The following is a 24,215-nucleotide window of genomic DNA, read 5'->3' on the forward strand; positions in this document are numbered from 1 at the left end:
AACTTTCGTTTTTCGCCATCTGCTTTTACCTTTTTAGGGCTTATTGGACAGCCCCTGCATGCACAAGGGCAACTAGGCAATCGCCTGCGCCAAGGCTTGGCAAAGCCCAAGTTTTCTTTGTGTATTAATTCAATACGCCGGAACGAAGAAGCCGAGTGGATGGTTTATTTCACCGCATCGTACAACCGCAGGATGGTAATAATGCTCTGTTCTCTTGTGTACGGACTCTTTGGCGCAAAGGTATTGTCGCCGATACCACCCATGATACCCGTTACCTGCATTTGTCCCACTGCTTCAAGTGCCCATGAGGAAATGCTTACCTTGTCCGCAAAGGTAACCGCTTGTTTGGTCAGAGGTTTCCCGATGACATTCGCAAGCCTAGTGAGCATAGTCGCCGCTTGTTCACGTGTAAGCACTGTATTTGGCGAGAAGTTGTTGTCTCCAACCCCCGAAACAACACCGATCCCCGCTGCTTTTTCTATACTACTATCGGTCGTATCAGTGAACTTCGTCCGCTTGGTGATCTCTGCTTCAGTCGTTTTCTCATACAAAGCAACGATAAGTGCAGCGAACTCGGCACGTGTTGTTGCTTGCGTATACCTCGTTTGAAAGTCTTGGGGCACGAGATTTGCCGCTATCGCCGCATGGACTTGCTCTGCCGCCCATGCAGAGGGTTTTTCAGCGACTGCTGAGGAAGCCCTGGTCAATGGGTTTGACATAATGCCGTACCTGCCATCTTTTTCAACCCGCGCCACTCCTCCGCTGAAGGGCGATGTATTATCATAGATTAGCGGGACAACTACTTTGCCTTTTTTGTCGATATAGCCGTTCTTGCCATCTTTATAAACAGCCGCAAGGCCTTCGCTGAAGTCACTTACAATATCATAGATTAGCGGTACAACTTCTTTCCCTGTTTTGTCGACAAAGCCCTGCTTGTAATCTTTTTCAACCATCACTAGTCCTTCGCTGAAATTACCTGCAACATCATAGATAATCGGTACAACTTCTTTCCCTGTTTTGTCGATATAGCCATACTTTCCATCTTTTTTAACCCACGCCAGTCCTTCGCTGAAGGGCGAGGCAGTATCATAGATTAGCGGGATAACTACTTTCCCTGTTTTGTCGATAGATCCATACTTGCTATGTATTTTTCTAACCCATGCCAGGCCTTCGCTAAAGTCAAATCCGGCATAATAGACTATCGGGACAACTACTTTGCCTTTTTTATCGATATAGCCGAAAATACCTTTGCCTTTTTCAACCCACGCCATTCCTTCGTGGAAGTCCCCTGCATCATAATAATTGTGCGAGATTACTACTTTGCCTGTTTTGTCGATATAGCTTCGCTGTCCCTCTTTTCCAACCCTTGCCAGCTCTTCATGGAAGTAACCTCCGCTATCATAGATGATCGGGACAACTACTTTGCCTGTTTTGTCGATATAGCCCCTCTTGAGACCTTTATCAACAGCAGCTAGTCCTTCGTGGAATTCCAACGTGGAATCATAGATGAACGGGACAACTACTTTGCCTTTTTTGTCGACATAGCCGTGCTTGTAACCTTTTTCAACATTCACTAGTCCTTCGCTGAAGTCATCTTTAATATAATAAATAAGCGGGACAACTACTTTGCCCGTTTTATCGATATAGCCATACTCGTAACCTTTCTTCACCTTCGACAGACCTTCGCTGAAGCCATATACTTCATCATAGATGATTGGGACAACTACTTTGCCTGTTTTGTCGATATACCCCCACTTGCCATCCCTATAAACAGCCGCAAGACCTTCACTAAAGTCCATTACTACATCATATTTCTTATCAAGCCAAATCACCCCATCATCCGCCGCCATTGTTGGAGTTATGGGAAACAGCGTAAAACACATCATAAGCACAAGCCCAAAAGATAACCCTCGTTTCATCCTATTCATTCCCCCAATACGAAATTCACATTTCTACTTTTCTCAAAAATCATACACAACTTAACAGAATAACGTCAACATAACTTGACACATTTTTCCCTAGTTTGGAAACATCTCTAGTATAGTTACATATAGAATTACATATATTTACAATCATTTTCCGTCAACTTTTTTGCAACAACTCCTCCTGAAAATTTTGGTTGCGGTCCCTCTATCTGTCGTATCGATATTCCTGACTCCCTTATGTGGAGTGCTGTGTGTTGCTTATCAGGAAATAGCTTGTTGGACATTTACCCATCAACGAAGCTCAGGCGTAGTTGCGCTCGGGCTTTATTATTTTAAAATAGATAAAGTTTTGATTGAGAAATGTTCCCAACAAAGGCAACGAACATGCTAATATTGGTCTATAAGATGGTGAAGTCATCGGAATAGGGAAGGCCTGCGAACAAACGAAAGTTGTTTTTGGAGGCTATACTTACCTGTTTGTATAGATTAAACCAGTTCAAATTGCAGATCAGCCGATTCATTCTGTTGACTTAATGAATTGAGTTTTAACTCACAATATAGGTTAAGTGAATCTGTAGGGGGATAGATGAGAGAATGAAGAAATGTGAATATTGTGGATCAAAGGCTGCAGATGATGTTGTACAATGTGCTGGTTGCGGGGCAAAAGAATTTAAAAATATATGTATAAGCTGTGAAACGACTTTTTTAGGTAATAAATGTCCTAATTGTAATGTTACGATAGGCGATAAGCCCAGAACATGCCTTAATTGCGGTAAGAATTCGTTTGAGCCAGTCTGTCCCGATTGTAGAGTGGATTTGATAAATAGACGAATAGTTCAAGTTAATCCTTATCCAACTGCTGTGCAGCAAATACCAAAAAAGAAAAGTGGAATAGTTGCTAGTCTGATAACGCTATTGTTTATTGTTGTATTTATTGGGGTAATTTTTTCTTCGAATTCTGATAAGAATACGATAAGCGATAAGAATACGATAATCCAGAGTTTACCTGATATGGAACTCTTGACATTAAAAGAGCATCCTAAATTTTATGGAGATTATAAAGCCGCAAAGAGCTTCTGGAAGGAATTTGATAAGGCTATAGTAGTGAATGCGAGTGGAACAACTTTATATGAAGATGCTTTGCTATTGGTTACTACCGGAGACAGCGATGATGGTATCATTACGAATGTTACGATAAATCTTTCTGATTATGAAAAAAAGCATGATCTTGAGCTTGATAACGTCATGCGATTGATTTGTGACTATATCCCCTATGATATTATTAATCAATACTATGATTTCAAAGAAGCGTTCCATGAAGTTTCTAAATATAGCAGATATGAAGCATATCATTATGTAATGGAAATAAATGATAAGGGTAAGGAAGCAAAGAAATCGGGAGAGAGCTATCTTGAATCGAAATTTGCTTTTAAAATCATACATAGAAATGATAATGACTGGATTGCTAAAATGAATTATTTAGCATACAAAGGGAATCACGATAAGTTTCAAGCAGATGCTTATGACGTAGAAGCATGGGATGTAGATTTAGAAAAATACAGGAAATAGGGGATTATGGAGGCTGTTTCGTTACTAAAATGGGCGGACTGTCCAATAAGTCTCTGTTGTCACTATCTACACGTTACATGTGGAGTGCTGTGTATCACTGCTGGGAAAACATTGATTTAGAGCCACATTTACCGGCATAAACCCTAGGTAGTACCCATCCATAAATACAGATAAACGATCTATTTATGAAATTTTGATATCTGTTATCCTGACTTTCATAATCCCAACAACAGCCTGCATTCGCAGGCTGTTCTTTTTGTTATGCAATTAATAATTATTAGAGTTCTAAAAATTTATTAATGTCGTATAGGCCCAGGTTTTATTGAACGGGCTTGTCGCCTTATGCTACAGTATTGAGGGCAAAGGAAGACGCATCAAGCCGATCGGATATATCAATTTTTTAATATACAAATAGAGTACAGACATGAGGAAGAGGGCAATGAAAAAGTTATTCAAAAGTGGTTTTTTCAAAATAGGACTTGTTCTTATAATCGCGGGCGGAGCTGTCGCTTATTGGATGATGCCGCCTGTGGCAAAGGTAGAAAGCACCGAAATCGGTAAAGGATATAAGGTGAAATTTAAAACGAACGGAACTCAAATCGAACAATTTCAAAACCAATCATGGAATCCTTATTTTGCCAAAGGGGTCAATATGGGGGCAGCTGTTCCAGGACATTTCCCCGGCGAGCTTGAGATTTCGAGGGATGACTATATGAGATGGTTTGAAATGATTCAAGATATGGGCGCCAATGTCATTCGCGTGTACACCATTCTAAAACCGGAGTTTTACGAAGCTTTGGTCAGATACAATGAGAAGCATCAGGATAATCCGCTCTTTTTCATTCAAGGGGTATGGAGTCCAGAAGAACAATTAATTGCAGGCCAAAACGCCTTTGACCCGAAAGTAAAACAGAAGTTTGAAAAAGAGGTTCGAGAGGCTGTAGAAGCGGTGTACGGAAATATCGAGCTTGAAGCTGAGGCGCATTCCGGAAAAGCAAGCGGTAATTATGTGTTTAATGCAGGGCCCTATCTCATGGGATGGATCGTCGGCACAGAATGGGATCCTATGATGGTGGACAAAACGAATAAGAACAATTCGGGTGCAGCTGATTATAAGGGAGAACATTTTCAAAGCAAACCTGGTGCTAATCCCTTTGAAAAATGGTTGGCCGAGATGGTCGACATAACAGCCACAACAGAAGCTAAGCACGGATGGCAGCATCCGATCGCATTCTCGAATTGGGTGACTACCGACCCGCTTGAACATCCAGGTGAGCCTTTAATAACTGAAGACATGGTCAGTGTCGATCCGTCGCATATCGAAGCCGTAGATTGGGATGCCGGTTATTTTGCCTCCTATCACGTTTACCCGTATTACCCTGATTTCTTTACCTTCGACAAATCGTTTCAAACGATGAAAAATGATAAAGGTGAAGTGGATAGCTACAAAACCTATCTTCACAAGCTGAAGGAATACCATAACGATATGCCGGTTATGATTACCGAATTTGGCGTTCCCGCCTCACAAGGCATTGCCCATACAGGCATGCTGGGGCGCAATCAGGGAGGACACGACGACAAAACACAAGGGGAAATGGATGCGGATATGTTCTGGCAAATCCATCAGGAGGGATACTCCGGCGCGATCTTGTTTACATGGCAGGACGAGTGGTTTAAGAAAACCTGGAACACGTTAAACTACGACATTCCTGACCGGCGGGCTTATTGGTATAACACGCTCACGAACGAATCCCATTTTGGGATACTCGGTATGTATCCAAGTAAAGATGATGTGATTCACATTGACGGGGATCCATCAGACTGGGACAAGCTCGATGATGGGGATAAGACTAAACTAGATATGCAAATGAAAGGTTTTAATGAAATATGGGCCACGCATGATGAAGGATATTTATATCTCTTGGCCAAGTTATCTGAACCTTTGGATTTAACAGAAAATTCCGTCTATTTAGGATTCGATACATTAAAGGGCGGCAACCGCCATGCGCCGCAGCTCCAAGGAAAGACGCTGGATGAAGGATTGGAAACCTTAATCGAACTCGGAAACAAGGATAAAGGGCAAATGATGATAGCCTCCAATTATGACTTCCATACCCGAATCTATGGCAAGCTGTCAAAAATATTAGCTTACGATCCAATACAATTTGAGGACGATAGCGGACTCTTTAACCCATGGAAATTGGTCGTCAATTATTTGCTCGAATATCCGGATTCCCGTGTCGATCATCCATTCGGCGATATCGAAGTAGGAGACTTGCTGAGAGGAACTAGTGATCCGCAAGATCCGAACTATAATTCGAAGGCCATGTGGCAGGCAAAAGGCAATGTATTGGAAATTCGTATTCCATGGATGCTGCTTGGATTCAGTGATCCAAGCTCACTCAGCGCCATTAGTTACAAAGATACGGGAACGAAACAATTTGAATCCGAGAAAGTCGAGGGCGTTCGCATTGTTCCATGGATCGTCCGCAACGATTCGAAGGAAGTCATCGGACTCGAAGGCAACAATCCCTATCCGATATCGAAACTTCCGCTTTACACCTGGGAAAGATGGGAAGATATCGACGTCAAGTATGTGGAACGCCCAAAACAAAGTTATTCGATTATGCAAAAAGCGATGCGTGAAGTGAATCAACCGGTATCCGAGCATAAATGAAGAAAGGAAGGATTTTATTTGTGTATATCAACATCGAAGTAGCGCTCAAATTTTTGTATGTTCTCATTATTTTGAATGTTGTATTCGTCGCCGCGGTTTATGCCATAAAAATCAAACGCTTGAGAAGAACCAGAATAGAACGCAGGTTTGAGGTCAAAATCAAAGATTACCTTACCTATGTCCTGGTCAATATCGCAGGAAAAGAACCGCTGCAGGCACCGCCGTTTTCATTGAACAAAGTAGAACAAGAAGTGATGCAGGAACGCTTGAATGATATGATCGAAAATTTTACCGGAACACCTCGCGAAAAATGTATGGAGCTGTGCCAACGCTTGGGACTGGTGCACTATCATCTGGATCGTTTGAAAAAAGGCTCTTATGCTGTGAAAATCGATGCAGCGTATCACTTAGGCTGTATGAGAGTGCAGGAAGCTGTTCCGGATTTACTCCAGCTTCTCGCAACGCATAAGCTGAATTCTTCGCTCTTTGTCATCGCCCGGTCGATTGCGAAATGTGCTCGCGATGAGCAGGATGTGAAGGAAATGGTACAGCTTTTTCTGAGCCATAACAAAGGATTTTATGATTTGCTTGTAGACATGATTAAAGAAGCGGATATCGACCATGGGGCGCTGTTTGCTGAATTCATTCAACGGGATAGCAATGAGTATATCCAAATCGGCTTGTGCGGATTGAGAGACTATACCGAGCCGACGGTAGCATCGGCTGTCTATCGTCTCATCGATTCCGAGGACAGAATGATTCAATCTAAAGCCGTGGAAATCTACCTGAAATCCGTTCACTTTATACCTAGAAACGTCGTTCAAAAGCTGCTTCAACATCCGCTGGATGAACTGCGTGTCCTTACGATTGGGGCGATCGCCGATCAGAAGCTGGTTACGTATATCGATGTCATGAAAAACGCATTATTGGATGAAAGCAAGCGAGTATCCGCAGCCAGTGCAAAAGGGTTATTGCTTCTTGGAGAAGACGGCATAGCCACATTATGCGGAGTCACTGCAGAAGTAAGAGGGTCAGAGCAAGGGGAATACCTCCAGATGCTTATTGAGGAAGAACTCAAATTTCTTTCGATACAGCTCCATGACCTTGATAAACTAACACGATATAATTCGCTCACCTACCATTACGAAAAAACGCTAGGCAAGAACAAACGAATCTATCGTGTTGTATAGCTTATAGGTTTAGGAGGGAACAAAGCATGAGGCTTATGGAATATTATTTACAACAAGCAATGGACTACTTGCGCGATTTTTTATTGGGATACGGCTACTTTGCCATGTATTATGGCCTCATTATAACGTTCATTTATTTCTTAATCTTCGGTCTGTCGATTCGTCATACTTTCCCTCTGCAAAGAGGGATAAAATATAATCGCGTACGGAAGCTATCCGGTTCTGAACACGTACCGCCGGTGTCCATATTAGTTCCGGCATATAACGAAGAATTAATGATTAAAGAAAATGTGCGAAATTTATTGGCTTTGAATTATCCGGAATATGAGGTCATCGTCGTTAATGACGGCTCAAAAGACGACACAGCCAAAATTATGATCGAAGAGTTTCAACTAAAAGAAATTAAGCCTTTTGTTGCAAAGCATATTAAAACCAACATGGTCAGGGGTTACTATCACAATCCTGAATATCCAAACTTGTATTTCATTGATAAGGAAAATGGGGGAAAAGCGGACTCCTTGAATGCAGGGATTAACCTTTCTCACTATGGTTTGATTTCTACGATTGATGCGGATTCACTTTTGGAAAAAGATGCTCTGACAAGAATCGCCAGAGTGTATATGGAAAACCCTGAAGATACGGTAGCGGTCGGCGGAAATGTTCGAATCGTTAACAGTTGTACGGTAGAAGACGGGATGGTCAAAAACATCAGATTTCCCAAAAAAATGTGGCCTGCCCTCCAGAACGTTGAGTATATCAAAGCGTTCTTAGGCGGCCGGATCGGCTGGAGCTCCATTAACGGATTGATCATTGTATCCGGCGCCTTCGGTGTTTTTCAGAAGGATAAGGTAATTGCCATAGGCGGCTACCGCGGCGGATACCCTGGGGAAGATATGAACATCGTCATCAAGCTGCATCGTTATTGCTTGAAGAACAAAATACCTTATCAAGTCGGTTTCTGTCCGGATGCTGTTTGTTGGACACAAGCACCGGATACGTACCGGATTTTAAGCAGCCAGCGAATGCGCTGGGGGCGCGGTAACTTAAAAAACATGATCGAGGAAGGAATCCATATGATCTTCCGCCCCCGTTATAAATTGTTCGGGTGGTTAACCATTCCTTATAACATCCTATTTGAAACCTTAAATCCTTATATCCGTCTGAGCGGGCTAATCGCCATGATCGGTTATTGGCTGCTCAATATGGCGGATTGGAAAACAGTCGTTGTGTTTATGCTGGTGAACTTTTTCTCCTGCTTCATTCTTAGCCTTGGCGCTTTATTTATCGAGGAAAAAGCTTTTAGCCGTTATCCTAAATTGAGTGATCTCAATAAAATGCTGCTCTACTCTTTCCTTATGTTTCTCGGTTATCGTCAAGTTGGCGTTCTATGGAGATTCTTGGGACACATCGACTTCTTCCGCAATAATAATACGTGGGGAACGATGGTTAGAACTAATTTCAACAAATAATTTCAAGTATATAGATAAAAGGAGTGGAGAATGTGGCCGTTGTCATTCGAAACAACATTCAGGAAATTACGCTGCAGCTTTTACAATTCATTCATTTGGCAACCAAGAAGAGCGCTTCGTGCGGAGTCATTGTGGCTCCTTGCGCGAATATGAACCCAAAAACGCTCGAACAGGCAAAATTACTTATGAGCAACAACGATGCCTCTCTTTCGGTCCAATTTTTCTATGACGATCCGAATCAGGTGCTGTGTGCGGTTTTGGACAATGGAACCATGGGCAATACCCATTACGCGTCACTGGTGCTAAAAGATTTTCTCCAAGATCAGCATCTGCTGCAAGGGCAATTGATTGTATCCAGCTTTCCGGAGAGCGGGAACCCGACCAAGTCTACGATTGAGAAATTCATGCAACAAGCGATTTGGGGCAAAGGGAAGGAAGGAAACATTCATTTCTTTACGGGGGCCAATACTGCCGCATCCGTTCTTATAGTCGATTCCGACGATATTGTACGCGAATTTATCAAGACCCGGCTGGAGTTTAAGGGGTATCGCGTATATGAGGCCAAAGATGGACAAGAAGCTTACAATGTATTCGTTCGAGAATTGCCGGGCCTCGTCATTACCGAATTGAATTTGCCTATCATCGATGGCTATCAACTCATCCGCAAGATTCAAGCTACTAACTCGTATGAAGGCGAGGTGATTGTTCTGACGGACAAGCAGCTCAAGAAAAACATGAGTCGTGCTTATGAGTCAGGGGCTGCCGACTACGTGACAAAACCTCTTTCGATCTCTGAATTAGAATGGAAAATTAAGAGATTGACTAAAAACAATTAAATTGTGAACTTGAGAGGAGCGGATACGATATGATTTATAACCATTTAAAAGAAAAACTGCAAAATAAAACGGCGAAAGTAGGTGTCATTGGTCTAGGGTATGTAGGATTGCCATTAACGATGGAAATGGTGAAAGGCGGCTTTACCGTCTATGGCATTGATTTGGATAACCGTAAGGTAGAGTCCCTTCTTGATGGAGAGTCCTATATTCAAGATGTGCCAAGTTCTTTGGTGGCCGATGCCGTGGGCAGCGGGAAATTTGTACCAACGGACAAATTTGAAACCATTCGGGAATTGGATACGATCAGCATTTGCGTGCCGACTCCGCTCAGCGAACATCAAGATCCGGACACTTCCTTTATCGTGAGCGTTGTGAATGAGATCAAGAAATATATTAAAAACGGAGCCTTAATCGTCCTTGAAAGCACGACATATCCCGGAACGACGGAAGAATTAATTGAATATGAGCTTGAGGCTCTGGGATTAACGGCAGGCCGGGATTTCTTCCTATGCTTCTCGCCGGAACGCGTGGACCCGGGTAATCCCAATTACAATACGTACAATACACCCAAGGTCATTGGCGGAACTACCGAGAAATGCAAAGAACTAGGCATCATGCTTTACAACAACGTGGTCAAAACTGTCGTTCCGGTTTCTTCTCCGAAAGTAGCGGAGATGTCAAAGCTGCTTGAAAATACGTTTCGTAGCGTCAATATCGCTTTCGTCAACGAATTGGCCATGATGTGCGATCGAATGGCCATTGACGTGTGGGAAGTTATTCGAGCTGCTTCTACGAAGCCGTTCGGATTCATGTCCTTTTATCCAGGGCCGGGAATCGGCGGTCACTGCATTCCGCTGGATCCGATGTATTTGTCCTGGAAAGCAAAAGAATTCCGTTTCTATAGCAAGTTTATCGAATTGGCCCAATCTATTAACGATAATATGCCGGAATATGTGCTCAACAAAACGGCTCAAGTCTTAAATGTATATGCGAAATCAATCCGCAACTCGAGAGTGCTGCTATTAGGGATGTCCTATAAGCCGGATATCGACGATCTGCGTGAATCCCCCGGCTTGGAAATCTATGAATTGTTCAAAAAAAGCGGAGCGAAAGTCGAGTATTACGATCCGTATGCAACCACGTTCAAAGACGAGCAAGGTCACGTCGTTCAGACGGTAAAATACGACCCAGATGCATTTTCCCAATACGATTGCTTGGTGTTGATCACCAATCATCGAAGCTTCAGCTATCATGAGTTAGCCGAAATTGGAGTTCCGATCATTGATACACGTAATGCCTTTGCAGATATCGAGTCGGATAACATTCATAAGCTGGGAACCGGAATGAATCAAAAAGCTGCGAAAGTTCCTGTTGGTGCTTAAGCCCGTAACTCGAAGAAAGATGCCATTACTTAAAATGATCCTGATTACCTTGCTACCCTGCATGGTGATCGGAGCGGTTCTTATGCTGAAATGGGGTTCCGAAAAGCCGCCTGTTAAGGCAACCTGGGTATGGGATACAACGGCTTTGATGAAGGACAAAAACGAAATACTCTCCTTTGCTGAAGACCAAGGAGTGAATGTAATCTACCTGCATGTCGACCGCAAAGCAAGAGACTTTGAATCTTATCGAGCCTTCATCGAGGAAGCTCACGGATTAGGGATTGAAGTCGAAGCGTTAGGAGGAGATCCAGCCTGGGGATTAACCGAATATCAACAGGATATTGAATCCTTTATTGGATGGATTAAAGACTATCAGCTTGCTGCAGGTGAACGAGCCGCATTTGACGGCATCCACGTGGACATTGAACCTTATCTGTTGAAGGAATGGGAGCAGGATCGTGACGATATCGTACGCCAATGGATGGAGAATGTGGAGTATTTGGTCAAAAAAGTCAAGCAAGGCGCGTCCTTGCGGGTATCGGCCGATCTTCCTTTTTGGATTCACAAGATTCCTGCCCGCGATAGCGAGAGCGTCGGTTCTTGGATGATCGAGCAGCTCGACGGTGTGGTGCTCATGAATTACCGGAATTTCGCGATCGGAGAGAACGGAATTATTGCCAATGCTCTGCCGATGATTAAAGAAGGAACTCGAGCAGGGAAACCTGTAATTATAGGTCTGGAAATGGCTCCTTCGGATGAAGGGGAGCATATTTCTTTTTTCGAAAAGGGCACCTCCAGCATGCATCGGCAAATGCAGTTGAGCCATATTGTGATGCGGTGGCATACCGGATATCAAGGCTTTGCCATCCATCAATACAAAAGCTGGAGAGAAGCCGCGAAATCGTAAGGGAAGGACGATACGAATGGGGAAATATTTTGGAACAGATGGGGTGCGAGGAGTAGCGAACAGTAAGTTGACTCCTGAGTTGGTATTTCAATTAGGCCGGTCAGGCGGATATGTGCTGACTCGGAGCAAGCATGGGAAGCGGCCTAAAATTGTAATAGGACGGGATACTCGCATTTCAGGAGAAATGCTGGAAGCGGCTCTTATTGCAGGCTTGTTGTCAATCGGTGCAGATGTTGTACGTTTAGGGATTATCTCTACGCCAGGCGTAGCGTACTTGACGAGAACAAGGGGAGCGGATGCTGGGGTGATGATTTCCGCTTCTCATAACCCTGTGGAGGATAACGGGATTAAATTTTTTGGAGGAGACGGATTTAAGCTGTCGGATGAAATGGAAGCGGAGATTGAAGCGCTCCTTGATACGGATGAAGATCGGATTCCACGCCCAATTGGCGGCGATGTGGGCAGGGTGCAGGATGATCCCGAAGGCGGACAAGCCTATATTTCTTATTTAAAGTCCACGGTTAAAAATCGGTTCGAAGGGCTTAAAGTGGTATTGGATTGTGCCAATGGGGCGGCTTCGATGCTCGCGCCGCAGCTTTTCCGCGATTTGGGTGCCGACACGGTTGTCCTGGCGCATCAACCGGACGGGCTGAATATTAACAAAGAATGCGGCTCTACGCACCCTGAAGCGGTACAACAGGCTGTTTTGGAACATCGGGCCGATTTGGGCCTTTCCTTTGACGGGGATGCGGATCGGCTCATTGCCGTCGATGAGAAGGGAACGATCGTTGATGGGGACCACATCCTCTTCATCCTAGCCGGATTCATGAAGAAGCAAGATCGTTTGAATGACAATACGGTGGTCTCTACTGTGATGAGCAACCTGGGCTTCTATAAGGCGCTGGAGAAAAGTGGAGTAGAGGCCAAACAAACCAAAGTCGGAGATCGCTATGTATTGGAGGAAATGGTACAAGGCGGATATAACCTGGGCGGTGAACAGTCGGGCCATATTGTGATGCTGGACTATAATACGACTGGAGACGGCATGTTGTGTGCGATCCAGTTGATGGATGTGCTGATGTCTGAATCCGAGTCTCTAAGCGGGCTTGCTGAGTGCATGACCAAGTACCCGCAGCTTCTGGTGAATGTTCAAGTAGAGGACAAGTCGATGCTGGCAGGGAATCAAAAAATCGAAGAAGCCATCAAGTCAGTAGAGCATAAGATGGGCGGGAACGGAAGAGTGCTAGTTCGCCCTTCAGGTACAGAATCGATTGTTCGAGTCATGGCAGAGGGCCCGAATGAGCAAGAGCTTTCCAGCTTTGTAGGTCTTATTGTCGATGTTGTTAAGGAAGAATTGGCATACAATCTGGTTTGAAACTCATGTGTTTTATCATTGCATAAACTTCACTGGATCGATTGACTCGTGTTCATCATAAGCTTTTATAATACGTTTAGGGGCAACCAAGCGCCAGGCATGGACAAGGACTGATCGGAACTCGTCCGTGCCAATGCGCTTCGTATTGACGACCATGTAATTCAGCCGCTGAAAATTTGGAGGGACGCTATAAATATCCGGTTCAAGTGTGGTTAACGCTTCACGCTCATCCCTTGTCGTTTTGATAACAACGGATACTCCGTCCTTGTGAATGACGGCATAGATTTTACCGTTGACCCGAAAGGAAGGTTTGTCCCAATGGTCTGCTTCTTCCGTTTTCGGGAGGGAAAGCGCCATTTGGCGTACATCGTCAATCGTAATAGCCACGCCCATCACCTCTTTGAAACGTTGCAATAAACCAGCTGTTTCCGAATTCATCTTTGATACCGCCGTTTCTTTCTCCATACGGCATGTCCGCCGGTTCATAAAGAGAAACCGCTCCCGCCTCCAATGCACGCTTGTAGCACTCATCCGTATTTTGGACAAAAACATGCAATGAAGTTTCATTGGCCGGCCACTCCTCATTGGCATCCGATACTTCAACGATGCCATGTCCGATACGCACTTCGGCATGCGTAATCTTCCCATTATGATCCGTTGTGCGGTGAAGTACTTCCGCATCGAAAACGGATTTTAAAAAATCAAGCAATCGATCGGCGTCTTCCGCACGCAGCGTCGGAACAACTGAAGAATATCTTTTCGGTGTCCATTCATTTCCCATCTTAATGTCCTCCTCGTAAGGTGTAAAATGCATTCATTAAGAAGCTGATGATTTATTTCGTCTTGTTCGCACCTTATTTTAAACATTACACACCGTTTTGTAAATAATTGACCCCATCCGTCATAATGGCACATGATTGTAGTTTTGACATGAATATTTTTGGCTTTCCATATACCAAAAATAATCCACGAATGCTGATAATGGCCTATTCGGTTTGCTGGTGTGCATGATCATGCCAAAACCCCTTATTTTACTATATATGAATAATTATACCTCACATTGGAATGCGGAAACATGATGATACAGCGAGGTAGTAGGCCGAGCAGTGTCCCCCTTGGCTCCATAAATGATCCACCGTAACGGAACAGAATGATCTTATTTCTATGAACAAGAGCCAAAATAGTATGTAACGGAACTCAGCGCCGTTATTTGAGCAATTTGAGGTGAGAAACAAGAAATTTGCAACAATAACGCACCTGAGTTCCGTTAGAATTTATTTTCGTCTATTTTGATCCACATAACGCTTCTTAGTTCCGTTAGGCCCCATCTAGGTTTTGCTAGCTCCTTCTAAGTTCCGTTAGTCCCATCCAAATGTCGCAAACTCTCGCCAACATTCAGCTGATAAGTCCGATATCTTATATTTCCACCTGCAACTACTAAATGATTGGACTCTACCAGACTACGTAATACACTTCGAGCATATCGATCTGTAACCCGAAGATGTACAGCAAGTTCATTCGGCGTGAAAGGCTTGAGTAGTCTGCGTGCATATCGAACCGCTTCTGCTTCTATACAACCCAACCGGCCATCCACCTCGAATGACAGAAACTTTCCAATGAACGATAAGATTAGTTGCTTGCAAAATTCCGGTTCTTCACGAATCGACAAGTACGCAATCGGCAAAAAGACCCAATCATCGAGAGACAATAAACTTTGTCTGCGGCACAGATCCATAAACCTTCGAGTGTCCAAATCCCGGGCATGCGACCGGTAATCTTGAATTTCAATATCCCCTTTCATATTTCCCGGTAAAAAAGCCAAATCGAGATACCTGTATCCGTTATTGAAATCACGAACCTCCCATTCGGGATATAAGTAATCGAAATTACCGACGGCTGGATACCAAATGGAACGCAGCATTTCCACCGTCCCGTGGCTCAAGCCTTTTTGCAACAACTCGCGTCTTCGGTGATTCTTCTCCTGCTCAATCTGCTTCTGCATCCACAACTCATACATTTTCTTAAATATGTACGGCCCCTCCTTACCACTTGAAAAATAGAAAAGCCGCTTCGATACATCTAGTATCAAAGCGGCATGTGCTTCATGTCCATTGGTTCGAGTATAGCATTGAAGTCAGTTCTGATTCAAGGTAGATGGAATAAGGTGAGGGGCGATTCGTCTCCAGTCGGATTGTTAAACGCAGGTTCCGTTAATTTGATTCCACTGCTTCTTCGTCTTCGGCTACAACAATATGACGCAATGTTACTGCCGCGAGTATGGAGAGGATCGCGATGCTGATTGCGCTCGTTGCCGCTGCCACATTGAATCCAGCCGTGAAAGCAGTCTTCGCCTCCTCAAGCAAACCAGAAGGAAGCTTTTGCGACACCGAAGAAGCCCCCGCGAGGCTGTCTCGGACAGCATTATGTACATCGCTTGCCATCGTGTCAGGTATCTGGTCGAATATTCGACTGCGATAGACAGCAGTTGTAAGGCTTCCCAGCGTGGCAATACCAATCGCCAGGCCAAGTTCCTGCACAGTCTCGGAGATAGCCGAGGCTGATCCTGCCTTCTCTGCCGGAGCGGTGCCGACCACCAGATCTGTGCCAAGAGCGGCGATCGCGCCAAGGCCAAGATAGACAAGTGAAAACGCGGAGGAGACTTGTACAATTCCGGATGGCTCGCTTCCAAGGCTTGCTAGGATCAAATATCCGATAACCGATAGACCGAGTGCACCCGCGATCACAAAGCCGGGGCGGATGCGCCGCGATGCAAGCGGTGCCGCTATGCCAGCGGCTAGCATAGCGAGTGCCGGCGGACCCATCCACATCCCCGCCACAAGGGGAGTTAGGTCCATGACCAGTTGGAGGTACTGGGTGACTAGCAGCATGTTTCCGCCAACACCGATAAGGCCCACAAGAAGAACGACCAATGCGATGCTGAACGCCCGGTTTGCAAAAAGATTCAGGTCGAAGAGTGGACTCTTTAGTCGGCGTTGTCTCCGAACAAATAAGAGCAAGAAGGCGAACCCGGCGGCAAACCCAAGCACGTTACCGGCACTGAGGCCGCTATTTGAAAGCTTTTTGATGCCGTAGATAATGGGCAGCAGTGCCAGAAGTGAAAGAGCGACGCTCAGAATATCCAAGCGGCCGGTCTGCAGTGCCCGATATTCCGAAAGGAGAAACGGTGCAGTTGCAAGCAAGAGCCCAACGACCGGCACCGCGACGAGAAAGGCCGCCCCCCACCAGTAGTGGTCCAGCAAAATACCGCCCACAATAGGGCCAGCCGCCATGCCGAGCGCGAACATGGTCGCCCACACCCCAATCGCTACCGCACGCTGGCGAGGGTTGACGAACATGTTGCTAATAAGTGCCAGCGTTGACGGCATCAGTGTTGCGCCTGCCACACCAAGCACAGCGCGTGCTGCGATAAGCATGGTGGCACTGGTCGAATAGGCTGCGATTACGGAAGCGACTCCAAAGGCAAAGGCTCCGATCATTAGCAACTTGCGACGTCCGATGCGATCACCCAGCGTTCCCATCGTGATGAGGAAGCCGGCGATCATGAAGCCGTAGACGTCCACGATCCATAAAGCCTGTGAGCTTGTTGGCTGCAAATCAATAGCCAGCGCAGGGAGTGCCAGATGCAATAACGTCAGGTCAAGTCCGAGCAGGATGGTTGGCAAGGAGAGCAGCGAGAGCCCGACCCATTCACGCGGGCCGGCGTTCTTTGCAGACTGAGGTGTCTGTCCGGCATGCCCTTCAGTCGTATGTGAATATGCCAAGACAATCACTCCTTTTTAGGTTTAATATAGGAAATATTTTCACCTCCATCCGCTTTGTTCTATGTCGAGTATACGTGGATATTTATGTTAAGTATAATGATTGTTAATGATCTTCATATCACTGAAAATGATGGAGGTGAATATCTTGGAATTAAGTGATTTAAAGCTATTTCAGGCTATTGCTGAGGAGGGTAGCATTTCCGGGGCAGCGAAGCGACTAGAATACGTTCAGTCTAATGTAACAGCAAGGTTGCGTAAACTTGAGGATGAATTGGGGGTGCTTCTTTTTTATAGAAAACCCAGAGGAGTTCAAATAACAGAAAAAGGCGAGTTATTTCGTAAGTATGTCGTAACCATATTGCAGATGGCAGATGAGTCGATTAAAGTACTCCAAGATCACGATAAACCAACTGGTTCATTAAAAATAGGTGTTGTTGAAACGGTCACATGCGGTAATTTCATGAACCTAATTGCCTCTTATCAGTCACAGCATGAACAAGTAACTCTCAGTTTAAAAACAGGAACTTCAGTTGAGTTAATGGATAAGTTAAAAAACTTTGAACTGGATGCTGCTTTTGTAACGGGTAAATTGAATGCAACAAATTTTGTTATCGACTATTCAGTAACGGATGAACTTGTCATTCTATCCGGCAAGTCATTAGAGGTCTCTGCTTTAAGAGAGCAAAAGTGGGCAATCTCTCCAGACGGTTGTCCTTTCCGAATGAAATTGGAGCAATGGTTGGAGGAAGAGGGAGTTGCTCTAAGTCATTTTATTGAAATTAGTTCATTAGAAACTATTTTAGGCAGTGTGAGAGCTGGATTAACGTCCACCATTCTACCTAGATCGGTATTAAAAGGTGCATATGAAGATTTATATGTGTACCCTATGCCAGAAGCATATCAACATATTGAAACCGGTCTTATTAGAAGAAGAGAAGATTATGTGAGCAATGCTTATAACTATTTTGCAAATCTAGTAAAAAAAGAAGGCTTGTAAATTAGGTATCCATATCGTAACCATAAATTCGAAGTATACAAAGATCTAGCCTTAGCATTACACACCTAACGCGACCTGAAAGGGTTGCGTTTTTTTATTCGATGGATGACCAGGAAAGACAAATCCCTGCAGGTTATCTGCGCGGACAGAGTAGATGTGTTCAGCTTCTTGCGCGTTTTCGAATGGAGAAGCACGGCATCTGGATGGATTTACAGCTGATTTCCTCGTTGATAAATCAACATATGATCTGGCGCAGCTGGGATTTTAGCCAGCAGCAACTTAAAGTTTATATATAATTTATATGCTTGTGCTAGAGTAAGTCCGACTAGTGAAAGAGGAGGAATTAACATTGAAGAAGCTATTAAGTCCCATCACCGATTGGGTTTCGACGAAAAGGGGGATGTGGGTAACCATTTCGGTCTGGCTGATCGTTATGATCGGTCTCAGTGCTGGTCCCATGCTTAGCGACTATAAAGTGACCAGTTTTCAATCCTTGCCTGATGATGCAAAGTCCATCATTGCCGAGAAGAAATTGGAGCAAACATTTCCGAACGAACAAGGAATGCCAGGAATTCTTGTTTTTCATAACCAAACAGGTGAGGTTGAGCTTGCTGAGGTAAAGCAAATCCTGGATGGAATCATCTCCGCTCATATCCGGGGCGTTACATCCATTACCGATATTGCTGCGCTGCCATCTCAAGCCTTAGCGGCTTTCACCTCAGAGGATAAATCAACGATGATCGTTCCCGTGAGCTTGGAGGTTGGACTAGGGAACAATGAATACGCTGAAATTAACGACGAAGCGTCCAGGATTGGCAATGAAATTGCCAAGGGGTTGAGTACGGATTTTTATATCACTGGCCCTGCCGGAATAGCCGGCGATACGATCAAGCTATTCGAGCAGGCGGACTTTGTATTGCTCCTTGCTACAATTATCATCATACTCGTGTTATTGATTGTGATCTATCGGTCACCGCTGCTAGCGTTCATTCCGCTGCTGGCTACGGTCATCGTATATCAGGTTGTGAACCAATCCGTTGCCTTGATGGGAGCAGGAGGACTCGAGATTAACAACTCAACAACCTCGATTATGAGCATTTTATTGTTTGCAGCGGTTATTGATTATTCGCTGTTCGTATTCTCGCGCTATCGCGAGGAATTTAACAAACACGAGAGCAAATATAAGGCGATGCAGCATGCCATGCGCGCTACCGGAGAGCCTGTCTTTTTTGCAGGTGGTACCGTGCTTGCAGCCATGCTGGTATTGTTCTTTACGGATTTTCGCGATTATCAGAACTTTGCTCCGGTGTTCGGTACTGCCATGTTCGTAATAATGCTGGCATCTGTTACGCTTGTTCCTGCTTTGTTCACCCTGTTTGGAAGGAAAGCATTCTGGCCTAAAGTTCCTAAATTCGGTCAACAGACAGAAATTAGACACGGCTTCTGGGGACCTGTAGCCAAATTCGTTGTGAACAAGCCTGTATTGACCGGAGGTGTCGTGGCGATCTTGATGGTCGTTACTGCGCTGAATGTGTTCAACTTGAATTATGAATTTGACACAGTCAAGAAATTCCCAGAAGACCTGCCTTCGCGCGTCGGCTACGAGATCGTAGAGTCCAAGTTTAACAAGGGAGATCTTGCACCCACCACGGTTTTGGTTGAATCGGAGAAAGCTCTAACGGAAGAGCAGCTTGATCAATTCCAGAAGAGTCTGGAGAGTTATGGTGATATCGACTCGGTCCGATTGGCAGGCGTCTCGGAAAATTCCAAGGCGGCGAAATTCAGTGCTGCTATGACATTGAATCCGTATTCAGCTGAGGCGATTGATTTTATTGAAGAGCTTCAAGGCCAATCCAGCGGTATTCTTAGCGAGCTTTCTCTTCAGGGGGAGGTTTATTATGGCGGCGTTACAGCTAAGCTAGTCGATGAACGGACCACAAACAACGACGACATTATAAAGGTAGTTCTTCTGGAGACGATCCTCATTCTGTTGTTGCTTATGGCCATGACACGTTCGGTAAAAATGTCAATATATATGATGGCTACAATTCTGTTATCCTATGTATCCGCACTTGGTTTAGGCATCTTCCTTGTAGATGCGCTATTTGGCTATGATTCCATCAGCACGCGGGTTCCAGTATATGCCTTTATTTTTCTGGTTGCACTGGGTATCGACTATAATATCATTCTGATATCCCGTTTCCTGGAGGAGAAAAAATCAAGGAAGGTTAAAGACGCGTTGGAGGCAGCCATTCGCAATACCGGCGGTGTCATATCCTCAGCTGGTGTGATCTTGGCTGCAACCTTCGCAGCACTAACCACAATGCCAATCGCCGATCTCTTCGTATTCGGCTTTATGGTTGCGATTGGCATATTAATAGACACGTTCCTGGTGAGAGGTCTCTTGCTTCCTTCCTTAATCCTTTTTTTCGAAAAGGATAAGGATCAAAAAGAACTCGCAAATTAATCATTAAGGAATAAACGGAGGGAAGTTCATGAAAATTTTAGTCGTTGATGATGACTACGATATCCTGCACCTTGTGAGCATTCATCTGGCAAGAGAAGGTTATGAGGTCTTGAAAGCGCAGAATGGACAGCAAGCGCTGAAGATTCTGGAGGAGACAGTAGTGAACCTTGTCATTGTGGATGTCATGATGCCGGGGATGGATGGTTTCTCTCTGACTAAAATATTGACCGAAGAATTGGATACCCCCGTCATTCTATTGACAGCGAAGGGACAGCTATCCGATAAGGAGCAGGGGTTCAGTTCAGGTTCGGAAGATTATATTGTAAAACCGTTCGAGCCGAAGGAGTTGCTGTTTCGGGTTGCCGTTGTCCTTCGCCGCTATGGGCGAGCAATGGAAAGCGTCCTTAAGGTCGGCAATGTAAAGATTAATCGGAACGATTATGAAGTGATTATCAATGACGAAACGATTCTTTTTCCGTTAAAAGAATTTGAGCTGTTGACGATGCTAGCTATGCGTGCCAATAAAGTCACGCCTCGTTCCGCGCTCATTGAGCAGGCATGGGGAGAGGATTATCAAGGAAACGAGCTGACGTTAAATACGCATATGAACAGAATACGGGATCGTTTGAAACGTTATAACGCTTCGATTGAAATCCAGACTGTACGAGGCATTGGTTATCGCTTAGAGGTAGGCGAATGAAAACCTTATACCGGGAATTTATGTCGGCTACGCTGCTTATTCTGGGAGTCAGCGTCCTTATCGGGTTTGTCCTGGCGAATGTAGTGTACGTGGTTTTCACAAAGGATAAGATGACGCAGCATAATCTGGAGGTTACCGAGCAGATCCTGCACGTGCTAGAGGGGATGCACGTGTCGGGCCATACTGTCCATCCTTACCTGGAATCTGTCGGACAATTAGGTTATCAGATTTATTTGGTAAACCGATCAGGCGAGGAAGCATTCTTCGGCGAATCTTTCGATCGCAGACAGCTGCCTGATGAAACGATGGCCCAAGTATTAAACGGCATTCCATATAGAGGAAAAGAAGGTTTATGGGATCAGATTTGGATGATGGGTCATCTTTCCAACGATATTCGAAACACCGTCGGGCTATCCCTGCAAATTGGTAATCAAGATTATGCGCTATTCGTTAAACCGAATAGCAAAATTCTATTCTCGGATTTTCATGCGATACTCGCCATATTTATTGTCGCGATCGCTCTCGTCAGTTTACTGGGTGTAATTATTTTGACCAAGCGACTCATTCATCCGATCACCAAGTTGTCCGAAGCAAGCAAGGCAATCAGCAATGATGATTTCACCTATTCGCTGGAGATTCGCCGTAAGGATGAGCTGGGCCAGCTGGCGGAGAACTTCCTTCAAATGCAGAAGCAGCTAAAGCATAATGACGTAGCCCGGAAATCCTTCATCACTAATGTGTCTCATGATTTCCAATCCCCGTTGATGAATATCCAGGGGTATGCAGATCTACTCCTAAGTCCGAATCTGGATGAGAAGGAGCAGCTGCAGTACGCCGGCATTGTAAGTGATGAAGCCAGGAGATTATCGAATCTGACCAAGCAGCTTCTGCTGATTACATCATTGGATCAATCAGGCTATCCGGTGAGAAAGCGGCAGGTTCGACTAGATATGCAGATTAAGGATGCTATTAAAAAACATCAATGGAGCATGCAGGACCGAAATCTGACGATCTCTTATAAACTGGATGAGTCAGTGCTGTTCGCTGACCGAGAACTGCTGGCGATCGTATGGGATAATTTGATTACAAATGCCGTCAAATACAACCAGCCGAACGGCCATATCTATATTACTTGCACCAACGATGAGGACAAGATCATTCTTACCTTCGAGGACACTGGTGTGGGATTGTCGGAAGAGTCAGCTAAGCAAGTGTTCGAGCGTTTCTATCGGGTGGATACTACCCGAAAGAGAGACGGGACGGGCCTAGGCTTATCCATTGTTAAAGAAATTGTAACCATATTGAGCGGTACGATAACTCTTGAGAGCGAGCTGGGGAAAGGGACGATTTTTACCGTTATGTTACCAAAGAAAAGCCCAACCCCCTTGGGGTTCGACCACGTGTAGGAAGTGAAAGGATGCTTCGAAGATATAGCTTTATACGATTGTGCACGACCTCCGAATATTCCGCTAAAAGTCATCGTCGAGTTGGCTTTCGTCAGCCATTGAATCGGAGCTCCCATTTAAACTGAGGTTATTATTTGTTATTTGATATAATGAAAGGAGAAAGGCTCAAGAAAGGGTGAAATACGCTCAGCCATATAAAAACTTGATCGATACACGGCAGAAAGGATTTCAGAAATGAAAAAGGTTATTGTAATTGGTGCAGGAATTTTAGGGGCTTCAGCGGCCTATCAGCTAAGTAAGTTGGGTGCTGAAGTCATCATTATAGATCGTAAAGATGCAGGACAAGCAACGGATGCGGCAGCAGGGATTATTTGCCCGTGGTTGTCACAACGCCGAAATAAAGCATGGTACCGTCTTGCAAAAGCGGGGGCAAGCTTCTATCCATCACTTATTCAAGAGTTGGAGGATGCGGGAAATGCAGGGACTGGATATGCAAAAGTGGGAGCGATATGTATTCATGATGATTTGAAAAAACTGCTCGCGATAAAAGAAAGGGCGGAACTTCGCAGAGAAGATGCCCCTGAAATAGGCGAACTTACGCTGCTGACGGATCATGAAGCGAAAGAGAAGTTTCCATTATTGTCGGAAGGTTATCATGCTCTTCATGTAGCGGGTGCGGCAAGAGTGGATGGACGCCAATTGCGTGAAGCGTTATTAAGAGCTGCACAGCGTAATGGGGCACACATGATAGAGGGAGATGCTATTCTGGAGCATGATCATCATGAAATTAGTTGTGTTAGAGTAGGACAACAGACATTCTGGGCTGATGAGGTGATGGTGTGCGCAGGCGCCTGGTCCAATGCACTGCTTCATCCGCTAGGGATAATGGTCAATGTGCGTTATCAAAAGGCGCAGATTATGCACTTGCATTTTAACGGGCCAGACGATACTGAGCAATGGCCTGTTATCATGCCGCCAACAGATCAATATTTACTTGCATTTGCTGATCAAAATATTGTGATAGGCGCTACTCATGAAAATGATGTTGTAGGATACGATACTTCTGTAACCGCAGGCGGAATGCAAGAATTATTAAATAAAGGTCTTCAAACAGCTGCCGGTCTTGCGGATTGCAGCCTAAATGAGATAAGAGTAGGATTCCGTCCATTTACTGCGGATTTTCTTCCAGTGCTAGGGAGGGTTCCTGGATGGAAGAAGCTTATTGTTGCTAATGGGCTCGGTTCATCTGGATTAACGATGGGACCCTATCTGGGAGAGCAGCTAGCCAAGCTAGCGATGAATCAACAGGTAGATATTCCGCTTGAGGACTATGCGGTAGAGAAAGCCATGAGCGAGTCACTATAATTAATGGATGCAGCGAAGAGGTCAGGGGTTCGCCCGCACAAAAGCCGCATGAAACAGGCATACTGTTCATGTGGCTTTTTATTGTATGAAATTCATTCGCGTTAGATTAAAACGAAGTGCAGCGAAAAATGCGCTCAGGCCGTCTAAATAAGTGGAGGTGATGATTCA

The 24,215-nt window shown here is 44.8% G+C and carries 18 protein-coding genes; 13 read left to right on the plus strand and 5 right to left on the minus strand.

Translation table 11 applies throughout. The features are described from left to right. Positions 1–164: 164 nt before the first annotated feature. The gene (locus tag ACFVSO_RS16750; RefSeq protein ID WP_387475527.1) at positions 165–1,919 is read right to left on the minus strand and encodes a WG repeat-containing protein; all 1,755 of its coding nucleotides are present in this window, start codon (positions 1,917–1,919) and stop codon (positions 165–167) included. Positions 1,920–2,519: 600 nt separating this feature from the next. On the opposite strand from ACFVSO_RS16750, the gene ACFVSO_RS16755 reads away from it, so the two are divergent. The 8 genes from ACFVSO_RS16755 (at position 2,520) to glmM (ending at position 13,330) form a co-directional block, all read left to right on the plus strand. Continuing rightward, positions 2,520–3,494 carry a hypothetical protein gene (locus tag ACFVSO_RS16755; RefSeq protein ID WP_387475529.1) on the plus strand — a complete coding sequence of 325 codons (975 nt, stop codon included), beginning with the start codon at positions 2,520–2,522 and terminating at the stop codon, positions 3,492–3,494. Positions 3,495–3,933: 439 nt separating this feature from the next. Beyond that, on the plus strand, positions 3,934–6,171 hold the full coding sequence (locus ACFVSO_RS16760; protein ID WP_387475531.1) for a hypothetical protein: 2,238 nt from the start codon (positions 3,934–3,936) through the stop codon (positions 6,169–6,171). Positions 6,172–6,191: 20 nt separating this feature from the next. Further along, positions 6,192–7,361 (plus strand): hypothetical protein, encoded by a 1,170-nt coding sequence (locus ACFVSO_RS16765; RefSeq protein WP_387475533.1) that lies wholly within the window; start codon positions 6,192–6,194, stop codon positions 7,359–7,361. A gap of 68 nt (positions 7,362–7,429) precedes the next feature. Continuing rightward, positions 7,430–8,830: a glycosyltransferase family 2 protein gene (locus tag ACFVSO_RS16770; RefSeq protein ID WP_119802689.1), complete on the plus strand. Its 1,401-nt coding sequence runs from the start codon at positions 7,430–7,432 to the stop codon at positions 8,828–8,830. 32 nt (positions 8,831–8,862) lie between these two features. Continuing rightward, positions 8,863–9,666 carry a response regulator gene (locus ACFVSO_RS16775; RefSeq protein WP_387475535.1) on the plus strand — a complete coding sequence of 268 codons (804 nt, stop codon included), beginning with the start codon at positions 8,863–8,865 and terminating at the stop codon, positions 9,664–9,666. 29 nt (positions 9,667–9,695) lie between these two features. Next, a complete protein-coding gene (locus tag ACFVSO_RS16780) occupies positions 9,696–11,048 on the plus strand; it encodes a nucleotide sugar dehydrogenase (RefSeq protein WP_387475537.1) in 1,353 nt (450 codons plus the stop codon). An 82-nt stretch (positions 11,049–11,130) separates the two neighbouring features. After that, positions 11,131–11,955 (plus strand): hypothetical protein, encoded by an 825-nt coding sequence (locus ACFVSO_RS16785; protein ID WP_387475539.1) that lies wholly within the window; start codon positions 11,131–11,133, stop codon positions 11,953–11,955. Positions 11,956–11,971: 16 nt separating this feature from the next. Continuing rightward, entirely contained in the window at positions 11,972–13,330 is a 1,359-nt protein-coding gene (gene glmM / locus ACFVSO_RS16790) for a phosphoglucosamine mutase (protein WP_387475541.1), read from the plus strand. 15 nt (positions 13,331–13,345) lie between these two features. Here glmM and ACFVSO_RS16795 read toward each other — a convergent pair whose 3' ends face one another. The 4 genes from ACFVSO_RS16795 to ACFVSO_RS16810 all read right to left on the minus strand — a co-directional run bounded on the left by ACFVSO_RS16795 (position 13,346) and on the right by ACFVSO_RS16810 (position 17,112). Then, positions 13,346–13,795 carry an MmcQ/YjbR family DNA-binding protein gene (locus tag ACFVSO_RS16795; protein WP_387475543.1) on the minus strand — a complete coding sequence of 150 codons (450 nt, stop codon included), beginning with the start codon at positions 13,793–13,795 and terminating at the stop codon, positions 13,346–13,348. Further along, the gene (locus ACFVSO_RS16800; RefSeq protein ID WP_387475544.1) at positions 13,701–14,111 is read right to left on the minus strand and encodes a VOC family protein; all 411 of its coding nucleotides are present in this window, start codon (positions 14,109–14,111) and stop codon (positions 13,701–13,703) included. Before ACFVSO_RS16800 ends, ACFVSO_RS16795 begins: the two co-directional genes overlap by 95 nt. A 567-nt stretch (positions 14,112–14,678) precedes the next feature. Next, positions 14,679–15,332, minus strand: a complete 654-nt coding sequence (locus ACFVSO_RS16805) for a transcriptional regulator (protein WP_387475546.1) — start codon at positions 15,330–15,332, stop codon at positions 14,679–14,681. Positions 15,333–15,540: 208 nt separating this feature from the next. After that, positions 15,541–17,112 (minus strand): MFS transporter, encoded by a 1,572-nt coding sequence (locus tag ACFVSO_RS16810; protein WP_387475548.1) that lies wholly within the window; start codon positions 17,110–17,112, stop codon positions 15,541–15,543. Positions 17,113–17,248: 136 nt separating this feature from the next. Between ACFVSO_RS16810 and ACFVSO_RS16815 the strand changes: the two genes are divergently transcribed. The 5 genes from ACFVSO_RS16815 (at position 17,249) to ACFVSO_RS16835 (ending at position 24,047) form a co-directional block, all read left to right on the plus strand. After that, complete coding sequence (locus ACFVSO_RS16815; protein WP_387475550.1) at positions 17,249–18,109, plus strand: LysR family transcriptional regulator; 861 nt, start codon at positions 17,249–17,251, stop codon at positions 18,107–18,109. A 349-nt stretch (positions 18,110–18,458) separates the two neighbouring features. Beyond that, entirely contained in the window at positions 18,459–20,576 is a 2,118-nt protein-coding gene (locus tag ACFVSO_RS16820; protein WP_387475552.1) for an MMPL family transporter, read from the plus strand. A gap of 28 nt (positions 20,577–20,604) precedes the next feature. Further along, complete coding sequence (locus ACFVSO_RS16825) at positions 20,605–21,276, plus strand: response regulator transcription factor (protein WP_387475554.1); 672 nt, start codon at positions 20,605–20,607, stop codon at positions 21,274–21,276. Continuing rightward, on the plus strand, positions 21,273–22,682 hold the full coding sequence (locus tag ACFVSO_RS16830; protein WP_387475556.1) for a sensor histidine kinase: 1,410 nt from the start codon (positions 21,273–21,275) through the stop codon (positions 22,680–22,682). The genes ACFVSO_RS16825 and ACFVSO_RS16830 overlap by 4 nt, the downstream gene beginning before the upstream one ends. Positions 22,683–22,916: 234 nt before the next feature. Then, on the plus strand, positions 22,917–24,047 hold the full coding sequence (locus ACFVSO_RS16835) for an NAD(P)/FAD-dependent oxidoreductase (protein WP_387475558.1): 1,131 nt from the start codon (positions 22,917–22,919) through the stop codon (positions 24,045–24,047). Positions 24,048–24,215 lie beyond the last annotated feature (168 nt).

The sequence above is a fragment of the Paenibacillus sp. NPDC057967 genome (genome assembly GCF_042887015.1).
GTDB lineage: Bacteria > Bacillota > Bacilli > Paenibacillales > Paenibacillaceae > Pristimantibacillus.